Here is a 17,555-nt window from a genome sequence, read left to right on the forward strand (position 1 = left end):
GAGATGGGGCGCTACGCGGAGGTAGAACGGCTCGAGCTTGTGGCTGCCGTCTCGCCCGTGCTGTTCTCGCCCTCGACGCCATCGTCGAGAGAGTCGGAGTCGGACTCGGTTTCGTCCGAGTCTACCTCAGGGTCGGGGCGCTTCCATTCACGGCCCGGAACGTAGGGCGAGAGCTCGTCGCCGGTGTGCCGGCGCCGCTGCACGATGAGGATCACGATGCCGAGGATGACCGCGGCCCACGACGCCCAGACGTTCACGCGCACCCCGAGGAACATCTCGCTCGGGTCGACGCGGATCGCCTCGAAGAACGAGCGGCCGAGTCCGTACCAGATGAGGTAGATCGCGAACGCCTTGCCCCAGCGGAGGTTGAGGCGACGTTCGAGGAGGATGATCAGCGCCGCGCCCGCGAGGTTCCAGATGATCTCGTAGAGGAACGTCGGGTGGAACAGGGTGCCGTCGGGCAGGCCGGCCGGGAACGCGACGTTCGACGACTCGATCTCGAGGCCCCAGGGCAGGTCGGTGGGCATGCCGAACAGCTCGTGGTTGAACCAGTTGCCGAGGCGTCCGGCCGCCTGGGCGACGAGGAGGCCCGGGGCGAGGGCGTCGGCGAAGGACCAGAACCGGATGCCGGTCATGCGGCATCCGATCCAGACGCCGATCGCGCCGCCGATGAGCGACCCGTAGATCGCGTTGCCGCCCTCCCAGATGTTCCAGATCGCGCCGGGCTGCAAGGGGTTCCAGACGTTGGCGCCCTGGTAGAAGTAGTCGTTCGGGTGCGTCAGCACGTGGTAGATGCGCGCACCGATGATGCCGAGCGGCACCGCCCACAGCGCGATGTCGAGGACCACGCCGGGCTCGGCGCCCCGCTTGGTGAGGCGCCGCGAGGTGATGACCACCGCGAGGATGATGCCGACCAGGATGCACAGCGCGTACATGTGGATGTTGAGCTGCAACCCGAACAGGTTGATCTCCCAGATCTGCCATTCGTAGTCGGGGCTCGGGATGCTGAGCGGTGCGATCACTCGGGCTGCTGCCTTTCCTCATGCGACTGGTGGCCCGTCAGGCCCCAGTCAGCGTACTTCACTCCGAGCGCGTGCCGCGCGCGAGGGCTGCGGCCAGCTCGCCGGCCCCGGCGACCCCGCCCTCGGCGAGGGCCTTCACGAGCGCCGAGCCGACGATCGCGCCGTCGGCGTACTCGAGCACCTCGGCCACCTGGGCGGCCGTGGAGATGCCGAGGCCCACGCAGCTCGCCGGCGCGCCGGCATCCGCGAGCCGGGAGACGAGCGCGCGCGCCGCCTGGTCGACGTCGGTGCGGGCACCCGTGATGCCCATGGTCGAGACCGCGTAGACGAACCCCCGGCTGGCCTCGACCGCCTGGCGGATGCGCGTGTCGGTGGAGGTGGGCGCCGCGAGGAACACCCGGTCGAGCCCGGTGCGATCGGAGGCGGCGATCCAGTCGGCCGCCTCGTCGGGGATGAGGTCGGGGGTGATGAGGCCCGCTCCCCCGGCCGCGGCGAGGTCGTCCGCGAAGCGGTCGACGCCGTACTGCACGACGGGGTTCCAGTAGGTCATGATCAGCACCGGGGCATCCGTGCGCTCGGTGATGCGGCGCACCGCCTCGAACCCGTGCGCGAGCCGGAACCCGTTGCCGAGCGCCTGCTGCGTCGCGGCCTGGATGACCGGGCCGTCCATGACCGGGTCGGAGTAGGGCAGGCCGAGCTCGAGCACGTCGACGCCGTTCTCCACGAGCGCCACGGCCGCCTCGACGCTCTCGTCGAGTGTCGGGAACCCGACCGGGAGGTAGCCGATGAGCGCGCCGCCGGCCTCCTCGTTGCGCCGGCGGATGACGGGCCCGGCGGTTCTCACTTGGGGTGCTCCTCGTCGTACAGCTCGAAGTACTTCGCTGCGGTGTCCATGTCCTTGTCGCCGCGACCCGAGAGGTTCACCAGGATCGTGGCGTCGGGGCCGAGCTCGCGACCGAGCTCCAGCGTGCCCGCGAGGGCGTGCGCCGACTCGATCGCCGGGATGATGCCCTCGGTGCGGGTCAGCAGGCGCAGCGCCTCCATGGCGGCGGCATCCGTCACCGGCCGGTACTGCGCCCGGCCGATCGCGGAGAGCCAGGAGTGCTCGGGGCCGACGCCGGGGTAGTCGAGGCCGGCGGAGATGGAGTGCGACTCGATGGTCTGCCCGTCGTCGTCCTGCAGGAGGTAGCTGCGCGCACCGTGCAGCACGCCGGGCCGGCCCTTGGTGATCGTGGCCGCGTGGCGCTCGGTGTCGACGCCCTCGCCGCCCGCCTCGAACCCGTAGAGTCCGACCTCGACGTCGTCGAGGAACGCGTGGAAGATGCCGATGGCGTTCGAGCCGCCGCCCACGCACGCGGTGACCGCGGTGGGCAGCGCACCGGTGAGGTCGAGGACCTGCTGCCGCGCCTCCTCGCCGATGATCTTCTGGAAGTCGCGGACCATCTCGGGGAACGGGTGCGGCCCGGCGACCGTGCCGAAGATGTAGTTGGTGCTCGCCACGTTCGTGACCCAGTCGCGCATCGCCTCGTTGATGGCGTCCTTCAGCGTGCGGGAGCCCGCGGTGACGGCCACGACCTCTGCGCCGAGGAGGCGCATGCGCGCGACGTTCAGCGCCTGCCGCTCGGTGTCGACCTCGCCCATGTAGATCGTGCACTCGAGGCCGAACAGCGCCGCCGCGGTGGCCGTGGCGACGCCGTGCTGCCCGGCCCCCGTCTCGGCGATGACCCGCGACTTGCCGATGCGCTTGGTGAGCAGCGCCTGGCCCAGCACGTTGTTGATCTTGTGCGACCCCGTGTGGTTGAGGTCTTCGCGCTTCAGGATGACGCGGGCGCCACCGGCGTGCGCGGCGAAGCGGGGCACCTCGGTGATGATCGACGGTCGCCCGGTGTAGCTGCGGCCGAGCTCTGCGAGCTCGGCGCCGAAGGCGGGATCGAGCTTCGCGAGGTCGTAGGCCTCGCCGAGCTCGTCGAGGGCGGCGATCAGGGATTCGGGCACGAACCGCCCGCCGAAGTCGCCGAAGTACGGACCGGTCTGCGCTCTGAGCGCCATGTCACACCGCCAGGAAGGCTCGGAGGTTGGCAATGGGGTCGCCCGTGACGAGCGCCTCGCCGACGAGCACCACGTCGGCACCCGCCGCGCGGTAGTGCGCGACATCCGCCGCCGACAGCACCGCCGACTCGGCGACGCGCACGGCGTCGGCGGGGAAGCGGTCTGCGAGGCGGCCGAACAGGTCGCGATCGAGCTCGAACGACGTGAGGTCGCGGGCGTTCACGCCGATGAGGCGCGCGCCGAGCGCCGCCGCCCGGTCGAGCTCGTCGGCCGAGTGCGTCTCGACCAGCGGCGTCATGCCGAGCTCGACGATGAGGTCGAAGAGCTCGCGCAGCGTCGCGTCGTCGAGGGCTGCCACGATGAGCAGCACCAGGTCGGCGCCCGCCGCGCGGGCCTCGAGCACCTGGTACGGCGTCGCGATGAAGTCCTTGCGGAGCACGGGCAGCGCGACGGCGGCGCGGACGTCTTCGAGGTCGGCGAGCGAGCCGCCGAACCTGCGGCCCTCGGTGAGCACGCTGATCGCGCTCGCACCGCCGAGCTCGTAGCTGCGAGCCAGGGCCGCCGGGTCCGCGATGGTCGCCAGCGCACCGCGCGAGGGGCTCGACCGCTTGATCTCGGCGATGACCTTGACCCGCTCGGCGGGCTTCAGCGCCTCGAGGGCGTCGAGCGCGGCAGGGCGGGCGAGCGCCGCGCGCTCCACCTCGGCGAAGCCGCGCGTCTCACGGCGTGCAAGCGAATCTGCGACCGCGTTCGCGGTCAGTTCGGACAGCACGCGTCAGTGCGCCTTCTCGACGACCTTCGCCCCGCCGACGCCGTAGCCGGCACGGGACAGGACCCAGCCCACGATGGCACCGACGACGAGGAGGGCTGCCGACGCCCAGACGAGCCACGGCAGGTCGAGGAAGAACGCGACCGTGCCGATGGTGACGGCGATGAGCATGATGATGACGGAGGTCCATGCCGCGGGCGAGTGTCCGTGGCCGGGATCTGCGTGCTCGGTGCTCATGTTGCTCCTTCGTTGCTGGGGTTTCGGGGGCCAGTCTAGCGGTTCGGTCCGGTGGGCTCGGTGGGGTCGCCGGCGGGCTCGGTGGGGTCGCCGGTGGGATCGTCGCCGCGGCTGAGGTCGTCCCAGTCGTCGATGGCCTGGTCGGATGCTGCTCGCGCGCCGCCGTCCGCCTCGACCGGCTCGTCGGCGTCCTCGAGCCGGGCCGACCTGTATCGGCGCGACGACGAGGGCCAGCGCGTCCCGGTGACGAGGACGGCGACGCCGGCGAGCACGAGCAGCACTCCCCCGGCGATGGCGATGGCCGGCCAGGCGGTGGCCGTCACGCCGGCCACGAGCTCGGCCGTCGGGCCGGAACCCGACACGCCCGTGGCATCCGTCACCGCCGGCGCCACCGCGGCCACGGGGCCGCCGAGCGACACGCCGGCGGCGAGCAGCACGCAGCCCCCGAGCACCACCTCGAGCACGCCCAGGATGATGCGGATGCCGGGACCGGCGATCGCGAGGGCCGCGACGAGTGCGAGTCCGGCCAGGCCGAGTGCGGCGAGGGCCGGCGACGCGACGCTGCCGGGAACGGCGATCGCGTCGTCGGAGCCCTGCGCCGCGGCATCCGCGAGTCGCAGTTCGAACCAGGTCTGGCTCCACGAGAGCAGGGCGAGGCCCGCGCCGACGATCGTGGCCACGATGATGGGCAGCTTCATGCGCGAGGCGCTCACTCGACCCTCCGCATGGCGTTCGCCACCGCGACCGCGCGCAGCGGCGCCGCCGCCTTGTTCTGCGACTCCTGGAACTCCGACTCGGGCACGGAGTCGGCGACGAGCCCGCCACCCGCCTGCACCCGGGCGATGCCGCCCGAGATGGTGGCGGTGCGGATGGCGATCGCGAGGTCGGCGTCGCCGCCGAAGCCGAAGTAGCCGACGACGCCGCCGTAGAGCCCGCGCTGCGCGGGTTCGAGCTCGTCGATGATCTCGAGGGCCCGCGGCTTCGGCGCACCCGAGAGCGTGCCGGCGGGGAAGGTCGCCCGGAACACGTCGACGGCGTTCGCCCCCGGCGCGAGATCGCCCTCGACCGACGACACGAGGTGCATGATGTGGCTGAACCGCTCCACGCGCATGAACTCGGTCACCTCCACCGATCCGGCCGTGCAGACCTTCGCGAGGTCGTTGCGGGCGAGGTCGACGAGCATGAGGTGCTCGGCCTGCTCCTTCGGGTCGGCGATGAGCTCGGCCTCGAGGTCGGCATCCTGCTCGGGCGTCGCACCGCGCGGCTTCGAGCCCGCGATCGGGTGGGTGAAGACGCGGCCGTCCTCCACCTTCACGAGCGCCTCCGGCGAGGAGCCGACGATCCAGTACGGCTCGCCGGCCGGGTCGTCGAGGTGCAGGACGTACATGTACGGGCTCGGGTTCAGGCTTCGAAGCACCCGGTAGACGTCGATCGGGTCGGCGGTGGCCACCTGCTCGAAGCGCTGCGAGACCACGACCTGGAAGATGTCGCCCTCGCGGATGTACTCCTTCGAGCGCTCGACGGCGGCGAGGAAGTCGGCCTTCTCGGTGCGAGGCGTCGGCGCCGCGGCGGTCGCGAGGTCGATCTCGGCGAGCCACGCCTCGGACGGGCGGGCGAGCCGCCGCTGCATCCGGTCGAGCCGTTCCTGCGCGTCCACCCAGAGCCCCTCTGGCGACTCGTCGCCGTCGTTCAGGGCCGATGCCACGAGCTGCACGGTGCCGGTGCGGTGGTCGATCACGACGAGCTCGGACACGAAGGCGAACGCCTGCCCGGGCATCCGGAAGTCGGCCGGCGGCCGGTTCGGCAGGTGCTCGATCTGCCGGATCGCCTCCCACCCGATGAAACCGACGAGCCCGCCGGTGAGCGGCGGCGCGCCCGGCACGTCCTCGGTCCGCCAGCGCTCATACAGTGCCTCGAGCGCGGCCAGGGGCGCGAGTGCTGCGGCCTCGCCCAGCGCACGCTCCGCCGAGAGGCCGTAGTCCTGCCATTCGACGTGCCCGTCGCGCTCGGTGAGCACGCCGTACGAGGACGCTCCCACGAAGGAGTACCGCGACCAGATGCCGCCCTGCTCGGCGGACTCGAGCAGGAAGGTGCCCGGGCGGCCGGCGGTGAGCTTGCGGTAGATGCCGACCGGGGTCTCGCCGTCGGCGAAGAGCTCCCGGGACACGGGCACGACCCTGCGGCCGGGCAGCAGGGCGATGAACTCGTCGAAGCTCGTGGTGGCGGGCACTCGGCCTCCTCGTGTCAGCGGGGGTTGGTCAGTCGGCCGAGGGCGGCGCCGGGGCGGCGGTCGCTGCGGGAGCGGGCGCTGCGCCCACCGCGACCTCGAGCCGGTCGCCGTCGAAGCACGTACGAGTGCCGGTATGGCACGCCGCACCGACCTGCTCCACCGTGACGAGCAGCGTGTCGGCGTCGCAGTCGAGCGCTGCGGCGCGCACGTACTGCACGTGGCCCGACGTGTCGCCCTTGCGCCAGTACTCCTGCCGGGACCGCGACCAGAACGTCACCCGGCCCTCGGTGAGCGTGCGGCGCATCGCCTCGCGGTCCATCCAGCCGAGCATGAGCACCTCGCCGGTGCCCTCCGCCTGGATGATCGCGGGCAGTAGCCCGTCGGCGTTGAACAGCGCGCGGTCGACGGCGGATGCCCCCGGCGCCCACGACTCCTCGTCGCGTTCCAGTTCCTCGTCGCCGGCTTCGCTCATCGCACGATCCTCCCGTCGGCGGCGAGGGCGGCCTTCACCTCGCCGATCGTCACCTCGCCATTGTGGAACACGGATGCCGCGAGCACCGCGTCGGCCCCCGCCGCGATCGCCGGCGCGAAGTCCCCGACGGCGCCGGCGCCGCCCGACGCGATCACCGGCACACCGGCGAGCTCGTGCATCAACGCGGTGAGCTCGAGGTCGAAGCCCGCCTTGGTGCCGTCGGCGTCGATGGAGTTCACGAGCAGCTCCCCCGCGCCCAGCTCGATCGCCCGGCGCGCCCAGTCGAGCGCGTCGAGGTCGGTCTCGGTGCGGCCGCCGTGCGTGGTCACCACGAAGCCCGACGCGGTGCGCGGCGAGCGCTTCACGTCGAGCGAGAGCACGCACACCTGCGCGCCGAACCGGTCGGCGATCTCGGCGATGAGCGCGGGCCGCGCGATCGCGGCGCTGTTCACGCCGATCTTGTCGGCGCCGTGGCCGAGGAGTCGCGCCACGTCCTCGGCCGAGCGGATGCCGCCGCCCACCGTCAGCGGGATGAACACCTGCTCGGCGACGCGCTGCACCATGTCGTACGTGGTGGAGCGGTCGTCGACCGTGGCGGTGACGTCGAGGAACGTCAGCTCGTCGGCGCCCTGGTCGGAGTAGCGCGCGGCGAGCTCGACGGGGTCGCCCGCGTCACGCAGGTTCTGGAAGTTCACGCCCTTCACGACGCGGCCGGCGGCCACGTCGAGGCACGGGATCACACGGACGGCGAGGGACATCCGCGCCTCACAACCGGGCCGCGTGGATGGCGCTGACGAGGATCGCCCGAGCCCCGAGCGAGTACAGCTCGTCCATGACGTGGTTCATGTCGACCCGCGGGATCATGACCCGCACGGCGACCCACTCGGGATCGTGGAGCGGCGAGACGGTCGGCGATTCGAAGCCCGGGGCGGCCTCGGTCGCTCGCTCGAGGTGCGCGACGGGCACGTCGTAGTCGAGCAGCACGTACTGGCGAGCCACGAGCACGCCCTGCAGGCGTCGGAGGAGGGTGTCGGCGCCGGGGCGCTCGACGCCCGAGCCGATCAGCACCGCCTCGGACTCGAGGATGACCGGGCCGAAGATCTCGAGGCCCGCCTGGCGGAGCGTCGAGCCCGTCGACACGACGTCGGCGACGGCATCCGCCACGCCCAGTCGCACTGCGGACTCGACCGCACCGTCGAGCTTCACGAGCTTCGCGGTGACCCCGTGCCCGGCGAGGAAGTCGCCGACGAGGCCCGGGTAGCTGGTGGCGACGCGCACGCCGTGGAGGTCGGCGAGCTCGGCGAAGCCGCCCGCCGGACCGGCGAAGCGGAACGTCGAGTCGCCGAAGCCGAGGGGGGCGATCTCGTTCGCCTCGGAGCCCGAGTCGAGCAGCAGGTCGCGCCCGGTGATTCCGACGTCGAGGGCGCCCGAGCCCACATAGGTCGCGATGTCGCGCGGACGGAGGTAGAAGAACTCGACCCCGTTGCGGGGGTCGGCGGTGTGGAGGTCGCGCAGGTCGCGGCGACCGGTGTAGCCGGCCTCCCACAGCATCTGCGCGGCGGTCTCGGCGAGCGAGCCCTTGTTGGGCACGGCGATTCGGAGCATTCCTTGGCTTTCGTGTCGACGGAGCTGATCGGTCATGGGGTCATGCGCGATCAGAGATGTCGATACACGTCGGCCGGCGCGAGCCCCTTCGCGAGCATGAGCACCTGCAGGTGGTAGAGCAGCTGCGAGATCTCCTCCGCGGTCTCATCGTCGCTCTGGTACTCGGCGGCCATCCAGACCTCGGCCGCCTCCTCGACGATCTTCTTGCCGATGGCGTGCACGCCGGCGTCGAGCTGTCGAACCGTGCCGGAACCCTCGGGGCGGGTGCGGGCCTTGTCGCTGAGCTCGACGAACAGGTCGTCGAAGGTCTTCACCCGTCTAGGCTACCGGTGCGCGTGCGTGTGCGCCGACGCGGCGTCGCGCAGCGACGCGATGCGGTCGGCCGGCACCTCGCCGCCGAACACGGCCGACCCGGCGACGAACGTGTCGGCTCCGGCCTCGGCCGCGATGCCGATCGTGTCGGCCGTGATGCCGCCGTCGACCTGCAGCCACACGTCGAGGCCCGAGTCACGCACGGCCTCGGCGACGCGCCGCAGCTTCGGCATCGTCTCGGACATGAACGACTGGCCGCCGAACCCGGGCTCGACCGTCATGACCAGCACCTGGTCGAACTCGGGCAGCAGGTCGAGGTAGGGCGTGGCATCCGTGCCGGGCTTCAGGGCGATGCCCGCGCGGGCACCGATCTCGCGCAGCCGGCGCGCCAGCGCCACGGGTTCGCGCGCCGCCTCCGCATGGAACGTGACCGAGAAGGCACCGGCCTCGGCATACGAGGGCGCCCACCGGTCGGGGTCGTCGATCATGAGGTGCACGTCGAGCGGGATCGGCGAGACCTCCTGCAGGCGCTGCACCATCTGCAGCCCGAAGGTGAGGTTCGGCACGAAGTGGTTGTCCATGATGTCGACGTGCACGAGGTCGGCCGAGGAGATGCGCCCGAGCTCGTGCTCGAGGTTCGCCCAGTCGGCAGCGAGGATGCTCGGGTTGATCCGCGTCGTCATGCCGCCAGCCTAGCGATCGGCCTCGGCGGTCTCCGCGACGTCATCGGCATCGGCGTCGGTACGCTGCACCAGCGCGATGAACATGGCGTCGGTGCCGTGCCGGTGCGGCCACAGCTGCACGGTCTCGGGGTCGCCGGCGAGGTCGAGCGGATGCCGCGACAGCGCCTGCACGACGGCGTGGGTGTCGAGTTGCTCGACACGCCCACGCCAGCGCTCGAGCGCCGCCGTCAGGGTTCCGTGCGTCTCGCCGGTGTGCGGCGAGCAGGTCACGTACGCCAGGATGCCGCCCGGGGCGAGCGCTCGCACCGCCGCGTCGAACAGCTCGCCCTGGAGCTTGGTCAGCTCGGCGACATCCGCCGGCGCCTTGCGCCATCTCGCCTCGGGGCGACGCCGCAGGGCGCCGAGGCCGGTGCACGGGGCGTCGAGGAGGATGCGGTCGAAGCCGCCCGGCGCGCCGAGGGTGCCGGCGTCGATCGCGCGGCCGTCACCGACGTGCACCTCGATCGACGCGGGCACGCCGGCGAGGGCCTTGCGCACGAGTTCGGCGCGTGCGGGGACCATCTCGTTGGCCACCACGAGGGCCCCTGCGCCGAGCGCCTCGGCGGCGAGCACGGCCGTCTTCCCGCCCGGGCCTGCGCAGAGGTCGAGCCAGCGCTCGCCCGGGACGACGGGTCGCGCCCGCGTCAGGGCGAGTGCGGCGAGCTGCGAGCCCTCGTCCTGCACGCGGATGCGACCGGCCGACGACTCGGCGACGGCGATGGGGTCGTCGGCGACCGCGCCGATCGGCGAGAACGGGTCGGGCTCGAACCCCGCGACCGACGCGGTGTCGGCGCCGAGGCCGGGCAGCACCGCGAGGTTCACGCGGGGCGAGGCGTTGTCGGCGGCGAGCAGGTCGGGCAGCTCGTCGGCACGCCCCTCCCGCTGGAGCGCCTTGCGCAGGGCGCGCACGATCCACTTCGGGTGGCTCTCGAGTCGCGCGAGCCGCTCGTCCTCGCCCTTCGCCCCCTCGGCGACCAGGTCGCGCCACGCCTCGGCCGACGAGCGCGACACCGTGCGGAGCACCGCGTTGGCGAAGCCGGCCGCCTTCGGTGCGACTCGCCGGGCGAGGGCGACCTGCTCGTAGACCGCCGCGTGCGTCGGCACCCGGGTCGCCAGGAGCTGGTGCACGCCGAGCCGGAGGACGTCGAGCACGGCGGGATCGACCGCGGTCGTCGGTCGTCCGGCTGCCAGCGCGATCACCTCGTCGTAGTAGCCCTGCATGCGCAGTGTGCCGTAGGTGAGCTCGGTCGCGAACGCGGCATCCGCCCGATCGAGGCGGGCGCGTCGGATGCGGGCGGGCAGCAGCAGGTTGGCGTAGGCCTCGTCCTCACGGACGGCGGCGAGCACCTCGAACGCCACCAGCCGCGCGGGCGAGATGCGCTCGGCTGCGTCTCCGGCGTCACCGCGTCCGCCCCGTCCGCTGCGTCCGCCGTGGTCGCGTCCACCGCGCTGGGTGCGGCCGCCGTCGCCCCCGCTCATCGCGCCACCGCGTCCGCGCGGCCTGATCCCCGCCACCAGTCGGCTGCCGCCATGGCCGTGCGTCCGGCCGGCTGCACCCGGCGCAGCTCGAGCGGGTGGGTCGCCGTGCCGACGAGCAGGCGACGGCCGACGAGCGCGAGTCGCCCGGGCGGGAGCGATTCGTCGTCCGCGGCATCCGCGAGCTCGATGACCTTCAACCGCTGGTCGTCGACGGTCGTCCACGCGCCTGGCTCGGGCGTCACACCGCGGAACCGGCTGTGCACCGTCGAGGCCGGCGCGGCCCAGTCCAGCCGCGCGTCGTCGATACCGAGCTTCGGTGCGAAGGACACCGCACCGGTCTGCGGCGTCGAGGCCGCCGAGCCGTCGGCGATCCCGTCGACGACCTCGGCCAGCAGGTCCGCGCCCTCGACGGCGAGGGCCTCGAGCAGGGACCCGGCCGTGTCGTCGGGGCCGATCGCCCGCGACCGCGTCGCGAAGACGTCGCCGGCGTCGAGTTCGGGAACGAGCTGGAACACGGATGCGCCGGTCTCCGCGTCGCCGGCGATGAGCGCATGCTGCACGGGCGCGGCACCACGCCACGCCGGGAGCCGGGAGAAGTGCAGGTTGATCCAGCCGTGCACCGGCGACGACAGCAGTGGCTCGCGCACGAGGCCGCCGTAGGCCACGATCACGCCGAGGTCGGGCTCGAGGTCGCGGAGGCGCTCGGTGGCCGTCGCGTCGAGGCGCGCGGCCTCGATGACGGGGATCCCGAGTCGTTCGGCCGCGACGGCTACCGGTGACGGCGTCATCACGCGCTTGCGCCCCTGCGGAGCCGCAGGCCGGGTGACGACGGCCAGCACGTCGTGCTCGCCCGCGGCGAGCCGTTCGAGCGAGGGAACGGCGGCGGCGGGGGTCCCTGCGAAGACGAGGCGGAGCTTCTGCACACTCCATTGTGGCCGAACCGCCGTGCCCTGCACGCACCACGATGCACGCCGGCCAGGGCGGCCGGTGCCTCTCAGGGCACCTCGGGATCGTCGAACCGCACCCGGAGCACCGGCGGGCGGCGCGCGGGGCGGCCGGCGATCGGCCGACGCCGCTCGGTGGCGACGCGGATCATCTCCGCCCGGAGCTCCCGGGCGACGCGTGCGCCGGCCGCGTAGTCGAAGCGCACGATCGCCCGCTCCAGCCCGTCGTCGTCGGCGGGCACCGGCCCCAGCACGTCCACCCCGTCGAGGTCGGACACCGACTCCGCCGCTCTGGCCACCGATGCATGCGCCGCCGTCACGCTCGCCACCCTGACCGCGGGTGGGAACCGCAGTGCGCGGCGCGCCTCGAGCTCGGTCGCGGCCCACTCGGGCTGCCGCCACATCGACAGCGCCGAGGCGAGCGCGCCACCCACCCCGACGAGGTGCACGGTGGCCCCGGGCGCGGCCAGCGCCGCAGCATTCGACCACCAGCGCAGGCAGTCCTCGGCGACGCGCAGTGACTCGCGCAGCAGCATCCGCTCGCCGTCGAGGAGGAGCACGGCACGGTAGCCGCCCTCGGCGATCGGCTCGGCGCCACGGGTCGCCACGACGAGCGCCGGCTCGGCGGACACGCGCAGCACCGGTCGCTCGCCGTCGGAGAGGATCACCCTGGTGCGCGGGAAGGCCCGGCCGAGCTCGTCGGCGGTGCGGCTCGCCCCGACGGTGACCGCGCGCAGCTTCGTACCGTCGCACACCGGGCACCGCCACGCGCTCGCGCTCGTGCCGCAGAGCACGCATCGGGGCTGGCCACCGCTGCGGGGCACCCCGAGCGCTCCCCCGCAGGCCGTGCATCGGGCGGGCTCGCGGCACCGATCGCACGCGAGCAGCGGGGCGTTGCCCGGCCTGGCGACCTGCACGAGCACCGGTCCCTCGCGCACGGCCTCCTGCGCCTGTCGCCAGGCGACCGACGGGATGCGCGCCGATCCCGGCTCGGGCGCGGCCTGCTGCTCGGTCGGGATGACGCGCGGCCGCACGTGCTTCAGGGGCGCGACGTCGTGCACCCAGCCGACGGCGACCAGTCGCTCGACCTCGACGCTGCGGGTGTGGGCCGCGAACAGGAGCGCTGCGCCGCTCTGCTCCTGCCGCACCAGCGCCGCGTCGCGCGGGTGCACCCCGGGCGCCAGCGGCTCGTTCAGGAGGCTGTCACCGTCGTCCCACAGCGCGATGAGTCCGAGGCGGGGTGCCGGCGCGTACACCGTCGACCGGTTGCCGATGATGATGCGGGCCTCGTCGCGGGTGGCGTCGAGGAACGACCGGTAGCGGTTCCCGCCCGACTGGCGGGCGTCGGTGCGCAGTACCCGGCGAGGGTCGACGGATGCCGCGAGCACGAGTTCGAGCTGCTCCTGGTCGCGGTAGTCGGGCACGACGAGCAGGGCCGAACGGTCGGCGGCCAGCGTGTGTGCCGCGGCCTGCGCGAGCGTGACCGCCCACGCGCCGACCCACTGCCCCGTGGGGAGGCGGAGCGGGCGCGGATCGGCGCGGAGCGACATCCGCTCGCCGCGCTCGATGCCGGCCTCGACGCGACCCGCCTCAGCGCCGTGCACGGGCGGCGGCGCCTCGGGCAGGTCTCCCGGCTCAGCAGGGGCGGACAGCCAGGATCGCTCCACCCGCACGTAGCGGCTCGGGATGGCGAGACGGAGCACATCACTCGCATTGCCCGCGGCACGGTCGGCGACCGCACGCGCGAGCGCCCAGACCTCGGGCACCAGCAAGGGGACCTCGGACACGATGTCCTCGACCTCGCTCAGCGTGCCGCCGTACTCGCTCTCGTCCACGAGCTCGACGAGCCAACCGTTCGCGATGCGTCCGCCGGTGCGGAGCGGCACCCGCACCCGCACGCCCGGACGCGCCGACGCACGCAGGCGTTCGGGAACCGAGTAGTCGAAGAGCTGGTCGAGCTGCGGCAGCGGCGAATCGACGAGCACCCTGGCGACGGGGCCGCCCGCCATGTCAGAGCCCGGCGGCCGCGCGGAGGTCGTCGACGCGGTCGAGCCGCTCCCAGGTGAACTCGGGAAGCTCACGGCCGAAGTGGCCATAGCTCGCCGTCTTGGCGTAGATGGGCCGCAGCAGGTCGAGGTCGCGGATGATCGCGGCGGGTCGGAGGTCGAACACCTCGCGGATCGCGCCGATGATTCGCTCGTCGGGCACGTGCGCCGTGCCGAACGACTCGACGTACAGGCCCACGGGCGCGGCCTTGCCGATCGCGTAGGCCACCTGCAGCTCGAGGCGGTCGGCGAGCCCCGCCGCCACGGCGTTCTTCGCGACCCAGCGCATGGCGTACGCCGCCGAGCGGTCGACCTTCGAGGGGTCCTTGCCGCTGAAGGCGCCGCCGCCGTGACGGCTCGCGCCACCGTACGTGTCGATGATGATCTTGCGGCCGGTGAGCCCGGCGTCGCCCTGCGGTCCGCCGATCTCGAAGCGACCGGTGGGGTTGATCAGCACGGCGAGGTCGGGCCGCGCCAGCTCGACCGTGTCGAGCACCGGGCGGATGACGAGCTCCTCGACCTCGGCCCGGAGCTGCTCGGTGGAGACCGCCGGCGAATGCTGCGTCGAGAGCACCACCGTCTCGATCGTGCGCGGCACCTGCCCGTCGTAGCCGACGGTGACCTGCGTCTTGCCGTCGGGCCGCAGGTAGTCGAGCTCGCCCTGCTTGCGCACGGTGGCGAGCCGCTCGGCGAGTCGGTGGGCGAGCCAGATCGGCACGGGCATGAGCTCGGGCGTCTCGCGCGTGGCGTAGCCGAACATGATGCCCTGGTCGCCGGCGCCCTGCATGTCGAGCGCGTCGACGCTGGCCCGTTCGCGGGCTTCGAACGCGTGGTCGACGCCCTGCGCGATGTCGGGCGACTGCCCGCCGATCGACACCGACACGCCGCACGAGCGGCCGTCGAACCACACGTCGGACGAGTTGTAGCCGATCGACGTCACCCGCTCGCGCACGATCGCCGGGATCTCCACGTACCCCGACGTCGTCACCTCGCCCGCGACGTGCACGAGCCCCGTCGTCACGAGCGTCTCGACCGCGACCCGACTGTGCGGGTCGACCGTGAGGAGCGCGTCGAGGATCGAGTCCGAGACCTGGTCGCAGATCTTGTCGGGATGGCCCTCGGTGACGGATTCGGAGGTGAAGAGTCGGAGTGCGCTCATGTGGTCCCGTGTTCCTTCGTGATGTCGGCGGCGACCGCCGCGGTCGTCGATTCCGAGACAACCACGTCGAGGATGACATGGGCCACTGATGATTTCGTTCCGTGTGCTCGTGTGACGATCTCGCCGTCGGGTCCGATCACGACGACGCGGTTCTCGTCGCTCGCGAAGCCCTCGCTCCAGCCGACCCGGTTCACGACGAGCACGTCGGCGCCCTTCGCCTCGCGCTTCGCCCGGCCGAGGGCGAGGAGCCGCTCGTCGTCGGGCTCGGTCTCTGCCGCGAAGCCGACGAGCACCGTGCCGTCGTGTGGCGCGTGTCCGAGGCCGGCGAGGATGTCGGGGTTGCGCACGAGCTCGAGCGTCATGCCACCGTCCCCGGCGTCCTTCTTCAGCTTCGACTCGCTCACGTCGGCGGGACGGTAGTCGGCGACGGCCGCGGCCATGATCACGACGTCGGCGCCACGTGCGGCATCCGTCACCGCCTGCTTCAGCTCGAGTGCGGTCGAGACCTGGCGGATGTCGCAGCCGGCCGGATGGGCGACCTCGAGGTTCGCCGCGATGAGCGTGACCTCGGCGCCACGCGCCCGCGCCGCCTCCGCGATCGCGACGCCCTGCTTGCCACTGGAACGGTTGCCGAGGAACCGCACGGGATCGAGCGGCTCGCGAGTGCCGCCGGCCGTGACCACGACGCGGCGCCCCGCGAGGTCGTGTCGGCCCGATGCCGCGGCGCGCTCGAGCGCGGCGGCCACGATCACGTCGGGCTCCTCCATGCGACCGGGTCCGCTGTCGGCGCCCGTGAGCTGGCCCACCGCCGGCCCCACGACCGTGACACCACGCTCGCGCAAGGTGGCAATGTTGGCCTGCGTGGCCGGATGCCGCCACATCTCGGTGTGCATGGCGGGCGCGATGACGACGGGCGCCTCGCTGGCCAGCACGGTGTTGCCCAGGAGGTCGTCGGCGAGGCCGGTCGCGAGCTTCGCGATGGAGTTCGCGGTGGCGGGCGCGATCACGATGAGGTCGGCCGCCTGCCCGATCGCGACGTGGCGCACCTCGGCGACACCCTCGTAGAGGTCGGTGTGCACCGGATTGCGCGAGATCGCCTCGAGCGTGGGACGACCCACGAACCGGAGCGCACCCTCGGTCGGCACGACGTGGACGTCGTGGCCGGCGAGCACGAGCGCGCGGACCACACCGACGGCCTTGTACGCCGCGATGCCGCCCGTGATGCCGACGACGATGTTGAGCGGCGACATCCGGGACGTGCTATTCGCCGATGGGGCGGAGCCGGAGCTTGTCCTCGTTGATCTCGTGGAGCGCGACCGACAGCGGCTTGTCGTCGATCGACGAGTCGACCAGCGGGCCGACGTTGTCGAAGAGGCTGCCCTCGTGGAGGTCGGCGTAGTAGTCGTTGATCTGGCGGGCCCGCTTGGACGCGAAGATCACGAGCTGGTACTTCGAGTCGACCTTGGAGAGCAGGTCGTCGATGGGCGGGTCGATGATGCCGGACAGCTTCTCAGCCATGGACAGACTCCTTAGAACGGAACGTGCGCACGTCGGGTGCGCGGAAACTTTCGGCCCGGGCAGCTCAACGCCGACCCTTGCGGGGCCGCATCAAGTCTACGACCTTTTGCGCGGCCTCGCCGACCTCGTGGTTGACGACCTGGTGGTCGAACTCGTCGACGGCCGCCAATTCGACCTTCGCGGTCTCCAGGCGGCGCTGCTGCTCGGCCGGACTCTCGGTGCCCCGACCCACCAGCCGGCGGACGAGTTCGTCCCAGGTCGGCGGCAGCAGGAAGACGAGGGTGGCCTCGGGCATCGCCCGGCGGACGGAGCGTGCGCCCTGGATGTCGATCTCGAGCAGCACGCTGTTGCCCGCCGCGATCGCCTGCTCCACCGGACGGCGCGGCGTGCCGTATCGGGAGGCGTTGTGGACGGTGGCCCACTCGAGCAGTTCGCCCGCCTCGACCATGCGGTCGAACTCCGCGTCGTCGACGAAGTAGTAGTGCTCGCCCTCGACCTCGCCCGGCCGGGGCGCCCTCGTGGTGGCCGACACCGAGAGCCGGACCTCGGGGTGGTGCCGCCGGATGTACGACGCCACCGTGCCCTTGCCGACCGCCGTGGGACCGGCGAGCACGACGAGCCGGTCGCCCGTGCCGCCGTGATCGGCGACCCAGTCGGCGACGAACTCGCGGAGGCGACGGCGCTGCAGCCGGCCGAGGCCGCCGAGCCGCTTCGACGTCGCGATCTCGAGGTCCTGCATGATCCGGGCGCTCTTCGTGGCGCCGATCGCCGGGATCGACGTGAGGAACTCGGGCACGCGAAGGCGACCCTCGACGCCCTCGGGCTCCTCATAGGCGGCGCGCAGCACATCCAGCGGGCTGCGGACGCCGTCGGCGACCTGGGCCTTCACTGCGGCCCGCGCACGGCGGGCGGCGACGGCGGCGCGGGACGCCGCGACGCGATCGACCTCGGGCGGGCTCGACGCGGTCACGGGCTTCCCGGCCTCGGCGATC

At 72.7% G+C, this 17,555-nt stretch carries 19 protein-coding genes; all 19 read right to left on the reverse strand.

Translation table 11 applies throughout. From position 1 onward, the window contains the following. Positions 1 to 11: 11 nt before the first annotated feature. Positions 12 to 1,022: a prolipoprotein diacylglyceryl transferase gene (gene lgt / locus AC1DZA_RS05775; RefSeq protein WP_476772033.1), complete on the reverse strand. Its 1,011-nt coding sequence runs from the start codon at positions 1,020 to 1,022 to the stop codon at positions 12 to 14. Between the two features lie 58 nt (positions 1,023 to 1,080). Beyond that, complete coding sequence (trpA, locus tag AC1DZA_RS05780) at positions 1,081 to 1,866, reverse strand: tryptophan synthase subunit alpha (RefSeq protein ID WP_476772034.1); 786 nt, start codon at positions 1,864 to 1,866, stop codon at positions 1,081 to 1,083. Further along, entirely contained in the window at positions 1,863 to 3,071 is a 1,209-nt protein-coding gene (gene trpB, locus AC1DZA_RS05785) for a tryptophan synthase subunit beta (RefSeq protein ID WP_476763922.1), read from the reverse strand. Before trpB ends, trpA begins: the two co-directional genes overlap by 4 nt. A gap of 1 nt (position 3,072) precedes the next feature. Continuing rightward, positions 3,073 to 3,843: an indole-3-glycerol phosphate synthase TrpC gene (trpC, locus tag AC1DZA_RS05790; protein ID WP_309978790.1), complete on the reverse strand. Its 771-nt coding sequence runs from the start codon at positions 3,841 to 3,843 to the stop codon at positions 3,073 to 3,075. Between the two features lie 3 nt (positions 3,844 to 3,846). Next, positions 3,847 to 4,077: a DUF6704 family protein gene (locus AC1DZA_RS05795; protein ID WP_476763556.1), complete on the reverse strand. Its 231-nt coding sequence runs from the start codon at positions 4,075 to 4,077 to the stop codon at positions 3,847 to 3,849. Positions 4,078 to 4,112: 35 nt separating this feature from the next. Then, positions 4,113 to 4,790 carry a Trp biosynthesis-associated membrane protein gene (locus AC1DZA_RS05800; protein WP_476772035.1) on the reverse strand — a complete coding sequence of 226 codons (678 nt, stop codon included), beginning with the start codon at positions 4,788 to 4,790 and terminating at the stop codon, positions 4,113 to 4,115. After that, the gene (locus tag AC1DZA_RS05805) at positions 4,787 to 6,307 is read right to left on the reverse strand and encodes an anthranilate synthase component I (RefSeq protein WP_476772036.1); all 1,521 of its coding nucleotides are present in this window, start codon (positions 6,305 to 6,307) and stop codon (positions 4,787 to 4,789) included. Before AC1DZA_RS05805 ends, AC1DZA_RS05800 begins: the two co-directional genes overlap by 4 nt. A gap of 28 nt (positions 6,308 to 6,335) precedes the next feature. Continuing rightward, positions 6,336 to 6,779: a phosphoribosyl-AMP cyclohydrolase gene (hisI, locus tag AC1DZA_RS05810; protein WP_476772037.1), complete on the reverse strand. Its 444-nt coding sequence runs from the start codon at positions 6,777 to 6,779 to the stop codon at positions 6,336 to 6,338. Next, positions 6,776 to 7,537, reverse strand: a complete 762-nt coding sequence (gene hisF / locus AC1DZA_RS05815; protein WP_476772038.1) for an imidazole glycerol phosphate synthase subunit HisF — start codon at positions 7,535 to 7,537, stop codon at positions 6,776 to 6,778. Before hisF ends, hisI begins: the two co-directional genes overlap by 4 nt. A 7-nt stretch (positions 7,538 to 7,544) precedes the next feature. After that, positions 7,545 to 8,384 (reverse strand): ATP phosphoribosyltransferase, encoded by an 840-nt coding sequence (hisG, locus tag AC1DZA_RS05820; protein ID WP_476772039.1) that lies wholly within the window; start codon positions 8,382 to 8,384, stop codon positions 7,545 to 7,547. A gap of 50 nt (positions 8,385 to 8,434) precedes the next feature. Next, entirely contained in the window at positions 8,435 to 8,698 is a 264-nt protein-coding gene (locus AC1DZA_RS05825; RefSeq protein WP_159605314.1) for a phosphoribosyl-ATP diphosphatase, read from the reverse strand. A 9-nt stretch (positions 8,699 to 8,707) separates the two neighbouring features. Beyond that, entirely contained in the window at positions 8,708 to 9,379 is a 672-nt protein-coding gene (gene rpe / locus AC1DZA_RS05830) for a ribulose-phosphate 3-epimerase (RefSeq protein WP_476772040.1), read from the reverse strand. A gap of 9 nt (positions 9,380 to 9,388) precedes the next feature. Further along, entirely contained in the window at positions 9,389 to 10,897 is a 1,509-nt protein-coding gene (locus AC1DZA_RS05835) for an RsmB/NOP family class I SAM-dependent RNA methyltransferase (protein WP_476772041.1), read from the reverse strand. Further along, the gene (gene fmt / locus AC1DZA_RS05840) at positions 10,894 to 11,820 is read right to left on the reverse strand and encodes a methionyl-tRNA formyltransferase (RefSeq protein WP_476772042.1); all 927 of its coding nucleotides are present in this window, start codon (positions 11,818 to 11,820) and stop codon (positions 10,894 to 10,896) included. Before fmt ends, AC1DZA_RS05835 begins: the two co-directional genes overlap by 4 nt. A gap of 71 nt (positions 11,821 to 11,891) precedes the next feature. Beyond that, complete coding sequence (locus tag AC1DZA_RS05845; protein WP_476772043.1) at positions 11,892 to 13,850, reverse strand: primosomal protein N' family DNA-binding protein; 1,959 nt, start codon at positions 13,848 to 13,850, stop codon at positions 11,892 to 11,894. Between the two features lies 1 nt (position 13,851). Next, positions 13,852 to 15,045 carry a methionine adenosyltransferase gene (gene metK / locus AC1DZA_RS05850; RefSeq protein ID WP_159602790.1) on the reverse strand — a complete coding sequence of 398 codons (1,194 nt, stop codon included), beginning with the start codon at positions 15,043 to 15,045 and terminating at the stop codon, positions 13,852 to 13,854. Next, a complete protein-coding gene (coaBC, locus tag AC1DZA_RS05855) occupies positions 15,042 to 16,295 on the reverse strand; it encodes a bifunctional phosphopantothenoylcysteine decarboxylase/phosphopantothenate--cysteine ligase CoaBC (protein ID WP_476772044.1) in 1,254 nt (417 codons plus the stop codon). Before coaBC ends, metK begins: the two co-directional genes overlap by 4 nt. Before the next feature lie 10 nt (positions 16,296 to 16,305). Continuing rightward, the gene (rpoZ, locus tag AC1DZA_RS05860) at positions 16,306 to 16,563 is read right to left on the reverse strand and encodes a DNA-directed RNA polymerase subunit omega (RefSeq protein WP_067947279.1); all 258 of its coding nucleotides are present in this window, start codon (positions 16,561 to 16,563) and stop codon (positions 16,306 to 16,308) included. Between the two features lie 64 nt (positions 16,564 to 16,627). Further along, complete coding sequence (gmk, locus tag AC1DZA_RS05865) at positions 16,628 to 17,554, reverse strand: guanylate kinase (protein ID WP_476772347.1); 927 nt, start codon at positions 17,552 to 17,554, stop codon at positions 16,628 to 16,630. Position 17,555 lies beyond the last annotated feature (1 nt).

The sequence above is a fragment of the Agromyces sp. P2_B3 genome, from assembly GCF_056404815.1.

What these genes read in the sequence shown, in the direction of transcription:
- trpB (WP_476763922.1), bottom strand. Translation starts at nt 3,071, where the DNA reads ATGGCGCTCAGAGCGCAGACCGGTCCGTACTTCGGCGACTTCGGCGGG.
- AC1DZA_RS05795 (WP_476763556.1), bottom strand. Translation starts at nt 4,077, where the DNA reads ATGAGCACCGAGCACGCAGATCCCGGCCACGGACACTCGCCCGCGGCA.
- hisI (WP_476772037.1), bottom strand. Translation starts at nt 6,779, where the DNA reads ATGAGCGAAGCCGGCGACGAGGAACTGGAACGCGACGAGGAGTCGTGG.
- hisF (WP_476772038.1), bottom strand. Translation starts at nt 7,537, where the DNA reads ATGTCCCTCGCCGTCCGTGTGATCCCGTGCCTCGACGTGGCCGCCGGC.
- hisG (WP_476772039.1), bottom strand. Translation starts at nt 8,384, where the DNA reads ATGCTCCGAATCGCCGTGCCCAACAAGGGCTCGCTCGCCGAGACCGCC.
- rpe (WP_476772040.1), bottom strand. Translation starts at nt 9,379, where the DNA reads ATGACGACGCGGATCAACCCGAGCATCCTCGCTGCCGACTGGGCGAAC.
- AC1DZA_RS05835 (WP_476772041.1), bottom strand. Translation starts at nt 10,897, where the DNA reads ATGAGCGGGGGCGACGGCGGCCGCACCCAGCGCGGTGGACGCGACCAC.
- AC1DZA_RS05845 (WP_476772043.1), bottom strand. Translation starts at nt 13,850, where the DNA reads ATGGCGGGCGGCCCCGTCGCCAGGGTGCTCGTCGATTCGCCGCTGCCG.
- metK (WP_159602790.1), bottom strand. Translation starts at nt 15,045, where the DNA reads ATGAGCGCACTCCGACTCTTCACCTCCGAATCCGTCACCGAGGGCCAT.
- coaBC (WP_476772044.1), bottom strand. Translation starts at nt 16,295, where the DNA reads ATGTCGCCGCTCAACATCGTCGTCGGCATCACGGGCGGCATCGCGGCG.
- rpoZ (WP_067947279.1), bottom strand. Translation starts at nt 16,563, where the DNA reads ATGGCTGAGAAGCTGTCCGGCATCATCGACCCGCCCATCGACGACCTG.